The sequence below is a fragment of the Dysgonomonas gadei ATCC BAA-286 genome, assembly GCF_000213555.1.
Classification (GTDB): domain Bacteria; phylum Bacteroidota; class Bacteroidia; order Bacteroidales; family Dysgonomonadaceae; genus Dysgonomonas; species Dysgonomonas gadei.
Genome location: NZ_GL891989.1, coordinates 21,354 through 38,101, shown reverse-complemented (window position 1 = coordinate 38,101; position 16,748 = coordinate 21,354). Strand labels below are relative to the sequence as shown.

General features: G+C 37.6%; 16 protein-coding genes. 8 read left to right on the top strand and 8 right to left on the bottom strand.

Going from position 1 to position 16,748, the window contains the following annotated elements:
* The first annotated feature begins 6 nt into the window (after positions 1–6).
* The 4 genes from HMPREF9455_RS21680 to HMPREF9455_RS17335 all read left to right on the top strand — a co-directional run bounded on the left by HMPREF9455_RS21680 (position 7) and on the right by HMPREF9455_RS17335 (position 4,276).
* Positions 7–294, top strand: a complete 288-nt coding sequence (locus HMPREF9455_RS21680; RefSeq protein ID WP_006801046.1) for a hypothetical protein — start codon at positions 7–9, stop codon at positions 292–294.
* Positions 295–497: 203 nt separating this feature from the next.
* Entirely contained in the window at positions 498–2,177 is a 1,680-nt protein-coding gene (locus HMPREF9455_RS17345) for a carboxymuconolactone decarboxylase family protein (RefSeq protein WP_006801045.1), read from the top strand.
* 14 nt (positions 2,178–2,191) lie between these two features.
* The gene (locus tag HMPREF9455_RS17340) at positions 2,192–2,704 is read left to right on the top strand and encodes a cupin domain-containing protein (protein WP_006801044.1); all 513 of its coding nucleotides are present in this window, start codon (positions 2,192–2,194) and stop codon (positions 2,702–2,704) included.
* A 576-nt stretch (positions 2,705–3,280) separates the two neighbouring features.
* Positions 3,281–4,276: an acyl-ACP desaturase gene (locus HMPREF9455_RS17335; RefSeq protein ID WP_006801043.1), complete on the top strand. Its 996-nt coding sequence runs from the start codon at positions 3,281–3,283 to the stop codon at positions 4,274–4,276.
* Positions 4,277–4,434: 158 nt separating this feature from the next.
* On the opposite strand, the gene HMPREF9455_RS17330 is transcribed toward HMPREF9455_RS17335, so the two are convergent.
* From HMPREF9455_RS17330 to HMPREF9455_RS17305, 6 genes are all read right to left on the bottom strand, one after another.
* Entirely contained in the window at positions 4,435–5,769 is a 1,335-nt protein-coding gene (locus HMPREF9455_RS17330; RefSeq protein ID WP_006801042.1) for a KamA family radical SAM protein, read from the bottom strand.
* 382 nt (positions 5,770–6,151) lie between these two features.
* Positions 6,152–6,460 (bottom strand): RNA recognition motif domain-containing protein, encoded by a 309-nt coding sequence (locus HMPREF9455_RS17325; protein ID WP_006801041.1) that lies wholly within the window; start codon positions 6,458–6,460, stop codon positions 6,152–6,154.
* A gap of 27 nt (positions 6,461–6,487) precedes the next feature.
* Entirely contained in the window at positions 6,488–6,940 is a 453-nt protein-coding gene (locus tag HMPREF9455_RS17320; RefSeq protein WP_006801040.1) for a cold-shock protein, read from the bottom strand.
* Positions 6,941–7,012: 72 nt separating this feature from the next.
* Positions 7,013–7,252, bottom strand: coding sequence for a hypothetical protein (locus tag HMPREF9455_RS17315; protein WP_006801039.1), 240 nt, complete (start codon positions 7,250–7,252; stop codon positions 7,013–7,015).
* A 162-nt stretch (positions 7,253–7,414) separates the two neighbouring features.
* Positions 7,415–8,512: an NAD(P)H-dependent flavin oxidoreductase gene (locus HMPREF9455_RS17310; protein ID WP_006801038.1), complete on the bottom strand. Its 1,098-nt coding sequence runs from the start codon at positions 8,510–8,512 to the stop codon at positions 7,415–7,417.
* A gap of 654 nt (positions 8,513–9,166) precedes the next feature.
* Positions 9,167–9,610, bottom strand: a complete 444-nt coding sequence (locus HMPREF9455_RS17305) for a hypothetical protein (RefSeq protein WP_006801037.1) — start codon at positions 9,608–9,610, stop codon at positions 9,167–9,169.
* 701 nt (positions 9,611–10,311) lie between these two features.
* On the opposite strand from HMPREF9455_RS17305, the gene HMPREF9455_RS17300 reads away from it, so the two are divergent.
* Positions 10,312–10,605, top strand: coding sequence for an aminotransferase-like domain-containing protein (locus HMPREF9455_RS17300; protein ID WP_006801036.1), 294 nt, complete (start codon positions 10,312–10,314; stop codon positions 10,603–10,605).
* A 17-nt stretch (positions 10,606–10,622) separates the two neighbouring features.
* Here HMPREF9455_RS17300 and HMPREF9455_RS17295 read toward each other — a convergent pair whose 3' ends face one another.
* Together HMPREF9455_RS17295 and HMPREF9455_RS17290 are read right to left on the bottom strand one after the other, a co-directional pair.
* Positions 10,623–11,639 carry a helix-turn-helix transcriptional regulator gene (locus HMPREF9455_RS17295; protein WP_006801035.1) on the bottom strand — a complete coding sequence of 339 codons (1,017 nt, stop codon included), beginning with the start codon at positions 11,637–11,639 and terminating at the stop codon, positions 10,623–10,625.
* Complete coding sequence (locus HMPREF9455_RS17290; RefSeq protein ID WP_006801034.1) at positions 11,623–12,243, bottom strand: hypothetical protein; 621 nt, start codon at positions 12,241–12,243, stop codon at positions 11,623–11,625. Before HMPREF9455_RS17290 ends, HMPREF9455_RS17295 begins: the two co-directional genes overlap by 17 nt.
* Before the next feature lie 104 nt (positions 12,244–12,347).
* On the opposite strand from HMPREF9455_RS17290, the gene HMPREF9455_RS17285 reads away from it, so the two are divergent.
* The 3 genes from HMPREF9455_RS17285 to HMPREF9455_RS17275 all read left to right on the top strand — a co-directional run bounded on the left by HMPREF9455_RS17285 (position 12,348) and on the right by HMPREF9455_RS17275 (position 16,705).
* The gene (locus HMPREF9455_RS17285) at positions 12,348–13,655 is read left to right on the top strand and encodes an RtcB family protein (protein WP_006801033.1); all 1,308 of its coding nucleotides are present in this window, start codon (positions 12,348–12,350) and stop codon (positions 13,653–13,655) included.
* Between the two features lie 6 nt (positions 13,656–13,661).
* A complete protein-coding gene (locus HMPREF9455_RS17280; protein ID WP_006801032.1) occupies positions 13,662–14,000 on the top strand; it encodes a hypothetical protein in 339 nt (112 codons plus the stop codon).
* A gap of 467 nt (positions 14,001–14,467) precedes the next feature.
* Complete coding sequence (locus tag HMPREF9455_RS17275; RefSeq protein WP_006801031.1) at positions 14,468–16,705, top strand: hypothetical protein; 2,238 nt, start codon at positions 14,468–14,470, stop codon at positions 16,703–16,705.
* Positions 16,706–16,748: the final 43 nt, after the last annotated feature.

Sequence of the window (16,748 nt, the reverse complement as noted above, 5' to 3'; positions counted from 1 at the left end):
ACAGATATGGAAAAGAAAACAAAAGTGATTGTGTTGGTTCTTGTTTTAAGCATATTATTCGGCATGCAAGAAGCATATGCGCAGCAAGAAGTAAAAAACGATGATAAAACAAAGCAGGAATTAATCGACCTGTCAAAGACTAAATGGCAATGGATGGCAGAGTTTAATACCGAGGCATTATCCAACTTATTCCATGATAAGGTTGTATTTGTACATATGGGTGCAACCTTTACAAAAGAGCAAGAATTAGATGTAATTAATAAAAGAATATTATTTACAAACATGCTGATATAAAAGAAATATCTGTACAGGTAGATGGAGCGACTGCCATTCTTCTAAACCGAATCCGCCTAGAATCCATTGTAGGCGGCAATGAAGTTGTAAATCCGTTTATCGTAGCCGAAATATATATCAGGAAAGACAACGAATGGAAATTGATGGCGATGACCTTCACTCGCCAGGCGCATGAATATGAACTTAATTTAAACAATTGAAAGATGAAAAACATAAATTTATATATAGCAATAATGATTTTGTTGCTGGGCAGCATATCCGGCAACGTAAATGCACAGAACAATATGTTAGATAAGAAACAAGAAAAAATAGTAACCATCGCTGCTTTCACGGCAAGGGGTGATTTAGACAAATTAAAACTCGAATTAGTAGCAGGGCTTGAAGCCGGATTGACGGTTAGTGAAATTAAAGAAGTATTAGTACACCTGTATGCTTACAGCGGCTTTCCCAGAAGCCTGCGCGGACTGCAAACTTTTATGAGCGTATTGGATGAACGCAAAGCAGCCGGTATAAACGATAACCCCGGACGTGAAGCCTCACCCGTTACCGATACCCGCGATAAATACGAGCGTGGAAAAGAAATCCTTTCCGAACTTCAGGGTATTACTCCACCGGCCGGACGCGCAACCGCAGGCTATGCAGGTTTCAGTCCCGAAATAGAAACATTCCTGAAAGAACATCTTTTTGCTGATATATTTGAGCGGGATGTACTGACCTATGCTCAGCGTGAACTGGTTACGGTATCGGTAATAGCTGCATTGGGCGATTTGCAACCCATGCTGACTTCACACATGGGGCTGGCACTCAATACCGGTATAACTCCCACTCAACTAAAACAGGTTGTAGAAATAATCACTACAACTATCGGACAGTTAGAAGGCTCACAGGCAAGATCGGTCCTTACCGGTGTACTTCAAAATCGCAATATAGAAACTGACGCTGATCTGACTATGGGAACGGAAAATGGAATAAGCGTCCAAAAAGTGTCATTCCCCAACCGTTTTCTTAATACGGTGGTAGGTAATCTGTACTTTCCTCCAAACTATAATACAAACAAGAAGTATGCAGCTATCGTTGTAGGTCATCCGTTTGGTGGAGTAAAAGAACAAACTTCAGGACTTCATGCACAAAAAATGGCAGAGTTAGGCTATATCACTCTTGCATTCGATGCTACACATTATGGCGAAAGCGGTGGTTATCCACGCTATATTGAATCACCCGAAGCCCGTGTGGAAGATTTCAGTGCAGCGGTTGATTTCCTTAGTAATCATAAAAATGTAAATGCAGATGCTATCGGAGTAATCGGTATTTGTGGCGGTGGTGGTTATTCGGTCAGTGCAGCGCAAATAGACCACAGGATAAAAGCGGTAGCTACCATTAGCATGTATGATATGGGGCGCGCGCGCCGTCAAGGATTAGGCGATGTGATAACGTATGAACAGCGCATGAAAACATTGGATGATATAGGCGAACAACGTACAAAAGAGTTTAATGGCGCAGCAAGAAAAGACATTGCGGCTATTCCTACTCAATTGAGCGACAGCGATACGGAAAATACCCGTGAATTTTTCGACTATTATCGTACGTCACGTGGAGGGCATCCAAACTCGACTACGAGTTATTCTTATACGAGCCTTGCGCCGATGATGAACTTCTTTCCGTTTGCACAGATAGAAACTATCTCTCCAAGACCATTGTTATTTATAGTTGGTGAACGTGCCGTATCAGCCTATTTCAGTGAAGATGCTTACAGTAAAGCTGCCGAGCCGAAAGAACTGTTTGTTGTGCCGGGAGCATCGCATGTGGATCTATATGACAGACCGGAATATATGGGTATTTCATTACCTAAATTGAATTCATTCTTTAAACAATATCTGAAATAATAAAACAGTAGAATATGAGAACAATAAAAAGAAATGCTTTCGCCTTGCTAACTATTGTAACATTATTATTTACAGCATGTAATAATTCAAAAAATAACAATGAAATGGAAACATCCAACAATAAAGTAATAAATCAGATATTTCCGAAAGGAGAAAAGATAAATAACGACTATTTCAGCGGAACAGCATGGCTGCAAATGTTAGTAACAGATAAAGAAAATTTCGACCTCACGATAGGTAATGTAATTTTTGAACCGGGAGTACGGAATAACTGGCATTCACATCCGGGCGGACAAATTCTGCTATGTACTAAAGGACAAGGCTATTATCAGCAAAAAGACAAGCCGATTCAATTACTTAATGTAGGCGATGTTGTTGAAATTCATGCTGATGTCGTCCATTGGCATGGCGCAACTCCAGATAGTGAATTCGAGCATATAGCAATTAGCCCACAATCTCATAAAGGCGCTGTTATTTGGATGGAACCTGTAACCGATGAAGAATATAACAGTTATAGTAGCAAATAGTACGATTAAACAAAAAAAACCTAAAACTCATTGAATTTCAGTATTTTAATTCATCTTTCATCTTATCTTGGCGGAGAGAGGGAACTTTGCCCTCAAATCTTTATATTGTATATCAATTGGTTAAACCATTGATATTTTATGAACGAGCAAATAGCCCACGCTTATTATTCACTGTTTTGCAGTGAGTTACACCAAAGGAAAAGATGCAATTTATTTATATATTCGTCCGGAAACTAATTAGCTGCATATAACCAAATTAAGTGACTATATTTATCAGTTCTAGATTGAAGTACAAATAGTTTATAATCTTATTCAACAGAGTAATTTACTATAAATCTTTCATAAAGAAACAAGTAAAATAAAATTCATGGAAATTCATTTCAGCCGCTTACATGATAGGCGTTTAACTATTAATAACTTGTAGAGAATGACAAAATATAATAATTTACTATTAGGACTTGAAAATAATTTTACCTTTACAACACACCAGCCTTTTACTGTAAAAGATCACCCTTCTCGAAAGTTTCTGAGAAGAAGAAAAGATCAGTGGTAGAAGGCATTAATTAATATAGTATAATGTCAATTACAAATATCCGTTTAGAAGTCATGCACTTCTTAGAAAAGAATGTCGAGAATTTTATTACCCAGTTTCTGGTTCCTGTTGAAAAAATATGGCAACCTACTGATTATCTTCCTAACTCAGAGAAAGAAACTTTCTTTGAAGATGTAAAAGAATTACGCGAACTGGCGAAAGAACTCCCTTACGACTTCTGGGTCGTATTGGTCGGGGACACCATCACAGAAGAGGCTTTACCCACTTATGAATCGTGGTTAATGGACGTAGAAGGTATAGACAATGTAGACGGAGAAAAGCGCAACGGCTGGTCAAAATGGATCAGGCACTGGACGGGTGAGGAAAACCGTCACGGCGATTTATTAAATAAATACCTATATTTATCCGGCAGAGTGAATATGAGAGAGATTGAGCAAACCACGCAACATCTCATCAATGACGGCTTTGATATTGGTACGGGAAGAGACCCGTACAAAAACTTTGTATACACCAGTTTTCAGGAATTGGCAACTTTCATTTCGCACAATCGTGTAGCGGAAATAGCTAAAAAAATGAGTAATGAAAAATTGTCAAGGATGTGTAAACGTATCGCAAGTGACGAAATGAGGCATCACCATGCTTACAGCGAATTTGTAAGGCGTATATTTGAGGTAGACCCCAGTGAAATGATGCTCGCTTTCCAGTATATGATGAAACAAAAGATAGTTATGCCTGCTCACTTCCTGAGAGAATCGAAAGAGAAAATAAGCACTGCCTTCGAACAATTTTCAAATGCCGCACAGCGCATCGGGGTATATACAGCCGCCGATTATGTGGATATTATACAAAAGCTGATAGACAAATGGCAGATAGATAAAATTACGGGATTAACGGACGAAGCAGAACGTGCCCGCGATTTTCTGATGAAGCTTCCTGTGCGTATGTCTAAAATATCAGAGCGGTTGGTTATTCCAGTCGATTCTTATATTTTCAAATGGGTACAACCTGCTGTGAAATAAGACCATTGGACTCAGTATATACTATAAATATTTAAGCATAAAAGAAAAAATAATACAGCTTCAAAGAAAGCACTTATAGTTTACAGGTCATATCTTCTTAAGGTAAAAGAAAAAATTGAAAGCCCAAAAGAGAGAATCTCCTGGCATAATTTTCTTCATTATTCAAACAAGAAAGGTTTTGAATCGATAAGTTTATAACGGTTTTCTTCAAACAAGAATTTTTCTTCTCCGAATGCCGGTTTAAGCTGATTGAACCAAGTGGCTTTAGGATCATATTCAGCAAAAAAAGGAATATCGACCCACTTGGGATTACGTCCCTGAATAAAACGAAGTATAAATATCTTTTCTCCTTTAATCTCCTGCACACCCAACACCTGTATCTTTCCGGCATGATCACTCATACTCGGTCCTCTTACGGTCCTGCATAGACCGCTCACCTGCTGATATGCCCTTCGAAAGATATTCCAGCATTTCTCCAATGGAAGTTCAAAATATTGCTTTGAGCCGGTATCCCGTGCGATAAACATATAATAAGGGATACAGCCCAGATCAACTTGTTTACGCCACATCTGGGCCCATATTTCAGGCTTATCATTGATATGCTTTAGCAGTGGAGACTGAGTCCGTATTTGTGCTCCGGTACTTCGGATACGCATAATGGCTTGCTTGACAGCCTCGGTCGACAGCTCTCTCGGATGATTAAAGTGTGCCTGAATCGACAGGTTCTTTCCCGATTTGTTAATTTCTTCAAATAAGCGGATAATATCATCACTATCTGTATCGGTAAGATATCTGTATGGCCAGTAGGCTAATGACTTTGTCCCGATACGAATAGAACGGATATGATCAAAATCAGAAGTTAACAAGGGGTTAATATAACTACTAAGAATGGCTGCATTCATAACCATCGGATCTCCGCCTGTAAAGAGAACATCTGTTACCTCTTTATGAACCCGCAGGTACTTAAGTAATAAGTCTGCTTCTTTCATTGCAAATTTTAATCCGCTCATCCCTGAGAATTGAGGCCACCGGAAACAAAAAGTGCAATAAGCATGACAGGTTTGTCCCTGGCTGGGAAAGAACAATACCGTTTCAGGATATTTATGTTGGATACCTTTCAGTTTTATTTCTCCTAACGAAGGTACATTATGCTCCTGCCCTGCCGGATTGGGATTCAATGACAAACGGATTTCCTGTATCTTCGCGTCAATAAAAGATTTTTCCGCATTTCCATCCAATAATTTTTCGACTATCGCATAATGCTTTTTATCAAGCATCCCTCTTCTTGGAAAGTTTAATGTGAATATCGGATCAGTTTCGATATTATCCCAATCTATCAGTTCATCTATTACATAATTATTGGTTTTGAAGGGTAATACTCTTCCTACGATTTCAATATCCCTGACAAACTCTTTGGGGATACCAGCCATCTGAGGTATTGATTGATAATTGTGTAATGTGTACGTTTTTAATTGATTCTGGGATTTATTCATATTTACAGTTAAATTATTAAGCTACACTTGCTTATATTCCAAGTGCAGGCATATTGAATTTATTTTATGTTGTTTTCGAGCGTACAGAAGGTATCAGCTGAATATTCATAATCAGTAAATAAACAAAAAGGCAAACCTGAATAGAATTCAAGTCATATCAGATAAGGTTTAGAAAAAAGCTGATCTTACCTGTAAATAAAATATGTCACAACGATATATTGACTAATCATATCCGGAACAAACACAGGTACAGCTAAAAGGATGCTATTGCGTTTGTATAAATGATTCCGGATTGTAAATATACAAAAAATAATCGGAGTACCGATTACAAAAACAGAAAACGGGTAAGAAAAGTCTCCTACCCGTTAACTAAACTATTTGATTAATAGCGATTTCTATTATATCCACCGTTTCCGCCCCGGTTGTTATATCCGCCGCTGCTTCTTTCGGTTTTTGGGCGTGCTACGCTTACGCCAATAGTCTTTCCTTCAAAATCGGTGTCGTGTAATCCCGATATGGCATTTTGCCCTTCGGTATCATTTGGCATTTCTACAAAACCGAATCCGCGAGACCTTCCGCTTTCCCTGTCTGTGATAATCTTTGCAGATTCAACTTCACCATACGCTGCAAATAATTCCTGTAAACTCTCGCTTGTTGTGCTAAAGTTTAGATTTGATACATAAATGTTCATTCTTTTTCTTAAATTAATTATTATTGATTACTGGCCGTCCTTATTGGCAAGAGTAATCCTTACGGCATTCATGCCTTTTTGACCACGTTCCAATTCGAATGTTACCATATTTCCATCTGTAATGGAAGCCGGAGCACTACTTATATGGAAAAAATATTTATCCGTACTTCCTGTATGCTTTATAAAACCATATCCCTTATCGGGGTTAAAGTATTCTACACGCCCATTCAATATAGGATCTTCCATATCTTCTTTTTTCGGCGTAGAAACAGCTATATTTTCGATCTTGATTTTTCGTTTATTAGTGAGATCGGGAGGAGTACTGGTTATAACTCCGTTTTCATCTACATAAGCAATCATATCCTCAAAAGAATCGGCTGGATTATTTTTTCTTTCTTCCCGTTTTTGCTGTTTTTCTTTTCTTTTTTGTTGTTTGTTTTTTTCTATTTCTCTCTTGTTAAATGAGTTTGATTTAGCCATACTTATTCTTAAAATATCTTTGTTTTTTTATAATGAATACTTATTATTTTTATCACAGCAATTCTCTAGAAACTATATCTTCGATTTATGCAATTCTATATATTTCTCCACACGGGCATCTATCTCTTCCTGTGATAAATGAGCCGGAAGTTCAATTGTAGTCCTGTCACTAATTACGACATGGATAACATCTCCGGCACGCTCCTTTGCATTTTTCAACACCGACTCGGCTTGTTGTGTTGCCGAAGTTCTTTCAGAACGGGTTATTTCACCTTCTTTCTTATTTGCTGAAGAATTCTGTTTTGCTACCATATATTGTAGTTTTAGTGAATGTTTATTATTGACTCGATACTGTAAGACACTTTCCTGTAAGTTTCTGAATGCCCTTGAGCAAGCCTTGTTCATCCTGAGCACAGAATGTCAAGGCCATTCCTGTATTCACGGATATATCTTCTTATTGTTTCTTCTACCAGACTATAGTTCATGAGACAGCCCTATTGTAAATAATGTTCTTTTTTCCGCCAGGGTAAATTCTTCTTTCAGCCTGCATACAACTTCTTTTACACTGCTTATTTTCTGTGCCAGATGTGCATTTACTCCTGCAAAAGCATACCCTTTTCTCATATCACCTTTTGCAGCATTAAATAATGCTTTCATAATACAGTAGGGGCTCTTCGTATAGTCACAGGTTTTTATACAATGTACAGGGCAGGTTTTAGGAACTTCTAATCCATCGGCAACACGTTTGAGAAATTCTCCTTTAATAGCACGCCCGGGCATCCCTACGGGGCTGTTGATTATCATTAAGTCGTCTTCTTTAGCAGTAAGATAGACCTGCTTGAAGGCTTCTGAAGCATCGCATTCGTCTGTAGTAACAAATATTGTTCCCATCTGTACAGCTGATGCCCCCATTTCGATAAAACGGTATATATCCCCTCCTGAAGATATTCCACCTGCGGCAATAACTGATATTGTTTTTATTTCTTTATATAATGCGACTGTTTCTATAACCTCGGGAATTATCTGTTCCAGAGAATACAGGTTATCATCAATTTGCTCTTTTTTGAATCCTAAATGCCCTCCTGCTTTCGGGCCTTCTACAACGATCGCATCAGGTAGGTAACCGTAATTATTATACCATTTCTCACAAATTATTTTTGAGGCCCGGGCGGAAGAAACGATCGGGACTAACTTGGTTTTACTATCCACAGTCCGATAAGATGGTAGGTCCAACGGTAGTCCTGCTCCGGCAAATATGACATCCGCTTTTTCTTCGATGGCTGTACGCGCCATATCTGCAAAATTGGATAAAGCCACCATTATATTGACCCCAATTATGCCAGTTGTTTTTTCTCTGGCTAAACGCAACTCTTCTTTTAGCCCCCAAATACTGCTCTTAATAAAATCTCCGTGGCCTTTATGGATAAGCCCCAAACCGGCACACGATATAACTCCTATCCCTCCTTCATTGGCTACCGCTGATGCTAAACCGGACAAAGATATGCCTACTCCCATTCCACCTTGGATAACCGGAAGTTTAACTTCCAGATTCCCTATAAAAAATGATTTCATCTTATTTACAAAAATGTGTTACGACAAAAGCATTACATATTCTCGTAACTGATTAATACCATAAACAAGAAAGTTAATTTTGTTGTCGATTTTGACGATGGGAAGATCCGCTAACCAGCGCGGAGCAAAACATTGAGAAGATAGATACAATAAAAACCAGATTGCTCAAGTTTTAAAGATACGAAAGAAAAACGACTTATTTATTGTTTTACAATATTTTATTATAAAGACATTAAATATGTATTTATTTAATGTCTCATGAGGGTATTACACCATATCTAGAAAATTTCGAAGTATAGGAAGCCTTACACCCAATACATTATCAACATAGGGAATAAGGCGTGATGAGAATATACTATATTTTTCTTCAGCAAGAGATTCCAGTTCTTTGAGAATATCATTTTCCATTATGAAAATATACAACTTGACACTAACTTCTGTATTTATAGTAAGTTAGTCGGATTTTGAGAGGGCTTGGGTAATGACTTGGCAACCGTTCTCATTTCTGCTTTATGCGGCGCATTGCACCCTAATAACTCTCGGAACAAAGGTAATCATTATTCGTGAAAAACACCCGTCGGACGGGTGTTTTTCGTTCTTGTAATGCAGTCGTTCCGCCGTCAGAACCGCTAATCTTTTGTCATAGCAATATCATTAAGCGCAATAAAAATTATCTCCGTCGGCGTTTTGTCCCATCGCATGACACCAACCATATAAAAGTTCGCCGGACAGTTTCTCCCGAAGACCCTCATCGACAATTGCATCACCCATGACATAACCCATGTCATAGGCGGCTGACATCAATCCGTCATAATTGTAACTACGGCCGGTTCTCCACTCTTCATAATCTTTATTGAGTTCTTTGTAACAACTTTGCACATATTTTGATTCGGCGGTATAAAACACCCGGGAGTTTTCATCCCATATACCCTCTCCTTCCAAGTCTTCTCGTAATTTTAGACCGCCAAATAGCAGTTGCTCGTTGTCCACATCGGCGACAATGGTAATTACTGAAGTGTCGTCTTCAATTTCAGGATTGAAGTGTTCTATTGCCTCGGCTAAGATAGCCGCAAATTCCTTTTGAAATTCCTCTTTCATTTTTTCATTTTTATGCCTCTCGCGGAGCGTGTTATCGGTTTGTGTCTGTTATTCGCATTTGGTTGCTCTCGCGGCCAAATTTACGAAATAATCTTGGAATGACGGCTGTGTTGGTTCATTAAATAGGGCAAACGAAATCGAGGATTTTAGCCATTGATCTCATTCACATTTATTAACCGTATATAGTTAAAACCTGACACATCTGACAGTTTTTTACTGTTTTTATGCTGTCTATTTTGCATTTGTTAATCATATATAGTTAAAAGGTAACACGGAAAATAATTAAGAATGAAAAATTAAGAACCACCGGTCCTTTAGCGGAGCTAATTTTTTCCCTCGTAACTTGTAACTGCCCGAAGGGCGAAGTAACCCGTAACTGCTTTAATCAATCTTTCAAAGAGCTACAAGCTGACAGCTAATGGCTATCGGCTAAAAAATGTATAGATAAACTTTCTGCATAAAAACACATATTTCGTGCGTTTGCCCTTTTCGTTAAATGCTTTGTCCTTTGCCCTGCCTGGGTTGAATGACCGTCTGTCGAATGACGGGTCGGATAATCTGCCGCAGTTTTTGGAACTGCTCCCGGAACCAGTCGAGGATGTTCTTGCCGTTGAGGTAGAGGAATAGCTTGCCGGGGCTGTCGGACAGCTTGCAGAGTTGGAGTTTCGCATCCTGTACCTATTCGCAGGCATCAGAAAAGAATGTTGAGCTATTATGAACAGAAAAGAGATTTTTTCGCATCTCTCTTGGATAATTATTTAGAAAATAAAATGACTTACAAGAAACCCGATGGAGGATTGGCTTTTTGGATTAAACCAATTGAAAATATTGATTTATTTCAAGTGCAAAAGAAAACTAATATTAAATCTATAAATTTCTATACTCCCGACAGATTCAGTTTTGGAGAACCAATATCCGGAATTAGATTGGGTTACGCATCTTTGCCTGAAGCAGATTTAGAAAAAGGAATAAAAGCTCTAAGTAGAGTATTGTAAAAATACTTTTGGAATAATTATATATCACTTTCGTATTGTTCCTTTGCCAATCTTAATTTCCAAGCCATAAAGTCAACTAAAGACTGAGGGGATAAAATTTTTATAGTATCGACATATCCAAAGAACTCCCGTTGCAATTCCTGATTGATAACCACATTAATTTCGAATGTTTTGGAACCATCCTCATGCTCTTCAACTATTTTCTGGCTTTTATGAAAAGGTTTGGTCTGTACATAAGGTGCATTTTCTTTATTTACCCAGAAACGGACAGATTGAGCCTTCATTCCTACATTTTTGGTGACACCAACCAAATCATCGAAGAAAGTCTGAGGATCGAATAAATTATTTTCTACAAATCTTTCTTTTTCAGCGATCTCTACACTATGTATTCTATCCAATGCCAGATTAATCAGATTTCCTTTTCTTCGTCCGAATACAAACCAACGGTTGCGATACTCTTTTAGTAAGTAAGGGTAGAATAAAAATGTATTTGCTGACCGGGCTTTGAATGAACGGTATTTTAAGTTTAGAACCTGCTTGTTCACAATAGCATGATAAATAATATCCAGATAATCCAATCCTTTCAGGCTTTCATTCTTCTCAAAGTCTATAACAGGTATAGTTTTCTGTTTTGCCGAAGTAACATGATCTTCCAAGCGGCTGACGATATCGCCCATACCTGAGAAGTAAGAGAACCCTTTGAATTGACGCAAAACCTCAACAGCTTCAGACATTGTTTTCAAGTCTTGTTCTGACAATGGCGTATTAGTTATGCTGTAATCCTCATCTTCATATTTGTAGTATTTATTATCATAAACAATAATAGGTGCATTATAACCTAGTTTCTCGCTGCGCATCATCTGAATATCCATTTGCACAGTGCGTTTGCTGATACCTTTGTCTATTCCTTCATATTCATAGAGAGCGTCAGAACAAGCATCTATAAGGTCTTCAAGTGTCCACTGTCTATATTTATTACGTAGACAAGTATCTATTGTTTTATAGCGGATTAGGGCGTTACGGTTTACTGGCATATTCTATTTCATTTAATCCTGAAAATGGATTTATTATCTGTATTTGTTTTAAATATAGCTTATCGAAAGTGAAAATAAGATTCCGATAGACCGTCTCTCTATTTACAAAGTTTACGATATATGATATTTGATATTGATTATTTGAAATCTTCTGTAATTTACCCAATCGAGGTTTTGATAATATACCCATAGTAAGAAACATATTTGCTATAGAGTGGCAATATTTATCAAGATCTTCTTGTTCAATATATTTTTCTTCAAAATATGAAATTGCTTCAGATTTTGGATTTCTTAGATCAAAAGGAAAAATTATAAAATACTTTTCTCGGCTATTATCTGATAGTACGATTGCTTTATATTCCTCAACCATCCAACCTATCAATTCTCGATACTTTATCTGAAATATATCTATAGTACCGAGATATTTAGACAGAATAGAATCATTCAGAAGGACTATACTATTGTTTACATATTGAGGCTGATTACTAGATACTGTTTCCGAAGAAGGATATTCTTTCTTCAGATATTCCTCAATTTCTGCTATATTCTGACTGGATGAAAATAGAGGAAACCAAAAAAACATTATCATTAAAAATACTTTCATATAATCTATTTTCTCAAAAATAATAAAAATATTTTTCATGACGCAAAAACACTGCGTATCGCCTATTTTACTTTGTATCATCAAAGTAATAAAAGTATAAAGTTATGATAGAATTAAAAGGAAAATATAACCAGGACTGTAAAATATTCTTAGATGAAGTTGAAGAAGGGGCTATTGAATTAGTTCAAAATATCTTGAATCACGAAATATCGGAAGGTGTACAAGTACGTATCATGCCCGATACACATGTGGGAAAAGGCATTGTAATCGGATTCACTATGCCAATGACTACAATGGTTAACCCAAACTATATAGGGGTAGATATAGGTTGTTCTGTAACAAGCTATAAATTAAATAAACGATTCAATGCTACTGAGCTTCCACAAATAGATAAAAAAATCCGTAAGGCTGTACCGATGGGACATGAAATCCGAAAAGGTAAGGACTTTAATTATTGGTGGGTAGATGAATATATGCAGACTGTTACTGATAATTTGAATCAATTTATTAATCAATGGAATACACGATTCTCGGAAGATAAACTTGCAATAACTATTGATCGTGAATATATCGCCGAACTATGTAAGAAAATAGGTACAGGAGAAAAGATGTTCTATAATTCTGTTGGGTCTTTGGGTGGCGGAAACCATTTTATTGAGATCGGAGAATCAGCAAACGACGGATCACATTACCTGACTATTCATTCCGGCTCTCGAAACTTCGGACTGAAAGTATGTAACTATCATGCGAAGAAAATAGTAGCTGCCAAATTCAGACCACAAGAGTATCACGACGAATTTAAAGATATCACCCAAAATACAGTTCCGACATCTGATATCCCTATCAAGTTAGCGGAATTGAACGAACGATACGGTGTCGGTAAAAAAGAATTGCTATTGAAAGGTGACGATATGTACGAGTATCTAGTAGATATGGTGATTGCTCAAACTTATGCGGAGTTTAATCATCGGGCTATGGCTCACTCTATCTTTGTCGGGTTGCGAGATGTGGAAGCCGTTGATATGATACATTCAAAGCATAACTTTATCGATCCGCAAGACTGGATTATCCGAAAAGGTGCTATCCGGGCTTATGAAGGAGAACGAATGATTATCCCGTTCAACATGCGTGACGGATTATTAATCTGTGAAGGAAAGAGTAATGCCGATTGGAACTGTTCAGCCCCTCATGGTGCAGGACGAATATTAGCTCGGAATCAGGCTTTCAAAACATTGGATATGGAAGAGTTTGAGAAAGAGATGGAAGGAGTTTACTCAACATCTGTCTGCAAATCAACTCTCGACGAAGCTCCAATGGCATATAAAGACAAAGATGTTATTATAAATGCGATTCAGGATACAGCAGTTATCTTAGATACAGTAAAGCCGATATTGAATATTAAAGCAAATTGAAAGAATATGAACCAAAGAGAAATTAATCTGCTAAATAAACTTGTATCAAATGCAAGAGCTATTATCTCCAATCATGTTGCTCTTTCGTTAGGAGTTTTAATTATGAATGGTATAGTATCTGACTTGAAATACAAAAAAATAGAGTTAGATATTGATTTGAATATTTTTAATGAGGTCCACTCTTTAATAAACCAATATGCCATAGGTACAGAAAGGCTCAGATATAATTTCGAATATTTGGAAAAGCAAGATAAAGAATTAGATCGTATTATTGTATTACACAAGAGCCGGATTTTATCTAAATGTTTTGAGATTGTGAATAAATACGGTAATAGAAATGAGTGAAATAAAGAAAAAACAATAAATAATTTCACTACGCAGAAAGATTGCATATCGGATATATTCCTTTGTAACATCAAACTAATAGAAACGATATTTGAAACAATAAAAAGAAACAGGTCAAGTACGGGTTACTCCAAATTCTTTTAGGTAGACCACTCATACAATTACCTGTCTTTATATGAAGCAGTAGCTCAGTTGGTAGAGCAAGGCAACTCATGAAATTACCTTTATAATACCGGTCAATTAAGGCATACTTCAATAGATGGCGAAGTGGTTCGAATCCACACGCTTTGAAATTATCGGTTAGAAGGTCAATCTGGGTTTACTTCATGGATTCCTAATCCCTGGGTCGCCGGTTCGAATCCGGCCTGCTTCACTTAGATAATGGTCAAAAGAGGCTTACTTCAAAAACACTTTTAATGTCTCAGTCTCTTAATTACCGTATTTATTAATTCAAAACACTAATTGTTATGAAAACTAATTTACTGAAAGTTTCGATCAGACAGAACGCTATTTTTATCCCAACAGATAAGATAGTTGCATCGAAAGAAAACCTGACACAAACAACAATGGTATTGATTGCCAACCTGAGAAAACTTGGCTATACTGTATCGGAAGACTTATTGCATGCCATGAACAGCATGGCTCCGAATCAGGCAATTACTATCTTCGATACAATGAAAGAAGTATTGGGTGTGAATCTAAACTGGGCTCCTCTGGTAAAAGGTTGGGATACACCTACCGGAGAAACAAGACTCGATCATATTATAACCTTGTTTGCCAATATCTTCAAAAGTGATAAGGGAATGCGCTTGCAGTGCGGTCACCTGATTCCGGAAAATACATTTCCTATGGAAAGATATAATGGATGTCCATTCTGTGGTACTCCGTTCCAATTGGCTAAGATTGAGAATTTCGGACAAGGAAGTAAACTGAAAGTGCTGGAACTTTGGACTGAAGATGATCTTACAAAGTATTTCAAAGATTTGCTGGAGTCGCGTACAGCTCTGGACGCAACTCAGGTGGACAGTCTGAAGATATTGGTAGGTGAATTCCCTTTGCCTGAAGTAGACATAACAATGAAAGAAACCCAGATTGTGGTATTGGATGCACTTGTGGAAAAAGAGGAATATGAGAAAGGACAACAGTTTATCTCTACTCCTGCCGATATATTACGTTATCTGTGGTATAAGAAAACAGGTTTCCTGCAAATTGTAGAGCCTAAAACAATTATAAAAAGGATAGCGCAGAATAATTCACATATGACGTTTGTTCTGGATAAATCTAAGAAAGTAAAGGTAGATGCTAAGACCGACCTGAAACTAAAATATAACCGTGCCCAATGCAAAATGATTGCAACATGGCTCAACAATCTAAATATGGATGTCGAAAAGGCCTGTGAAATAATGCACCCGAAACGTGGAATGTGGGTACGCTTTATCAGAGCTTTGCGTCTGGCTGAGTATGCAAAAAGACCGGGATTTGAGTATTTGAAAGAATTGATGGATGTATTCTACAATCAGACATATACTGTATATCAGGGAGAAGTTGAACAATCACATATAAAAGTGGATGCAGAAAAGACATTTACCCTGTTGAAACAAAGACCGGGATTATTTGCACGTTCATTGTTCGCCAATATGCTTTGGTTTGGGGATAATGAAACGTTGTCTGCTTTTGAAGAGGTGATGGATAAAATTCCGATGAGGTTATTGTTCACACTGAATATGTATGCGCAGACTTATTTTGACCAGAATGCTCAGCGTATGGTAAAACCGTTGGGTGGAACCTCAAAGAGAATCAGAGCGAATAAATTAGTCAGCATATATACAGCCGATCAGTTGAAAATAATGATTTCTAAAGTGGAAGATTTGTGTGTAAAAGCAGTCTCAAATCGTTTCAAACAGATTCCGACTGAAAGCAAAACGATGTATATAGATCCGATGCTGTTTAATATACCATTAGCAATAGGCGATAGAAGTGAAACTATACAGGATACCTCTTGTGCATTGATGGGAACCCGTTTCCCTGTAGAAGGAAATGCCGTCAGACTGTTTATGCAATGGGGTAAAGACCTTCCTGCACAACATCTGGATATGGATTTGAGTTGTCATATAGCGTTACCTCATACAACTACGGTTTGCTCATATTATAACCTGACTGCTCCGGGAGCAAAACATAGTGGAGATATAAGAAGTATCCCGAACAAAATAGGAACAGCTGAATATATCGAGTTGGATATAAATGAACTTACCCGTGTAGGTACTCAATATGTTGTCTTTACTTGCAACGCCTACAGTAATGGGGCTATCTCACCTAATCTGGTGGTCGGATGGATGAACTCGGCTTATCCGATGAAGATATCTGAGAAGACAGGCGTAGCTTATGATCCTTCCTGTGTACAGCATCAGGTAAGAGTCTCGAAAAGTTTATCGAAAGGTTTGGCATTCGGAGTGCTTGAAGTCGCTTCCCGTGAAATCATCTGGCTGGAAATGCCTTTCGGAGGACAGATAGTAGCTAATATGGATGCTAAGAATGTGGAAGCATTGATAGCTAAGTTGAAAAGCAAAACGACCATAGGTAACTTGCTGGCAATAAAAGCTCAGGCTCAGAACATCGAAATAGTTGATACTGAAAATGCTGATGAAATCTATACTATGCAATGGGCGATGAATACGGCAGCGGTAACTAAATTGCTGATTGATTAAAAGAAAAACACGCTGAATAAGCGTGTTTTTTATCTTTTATTTA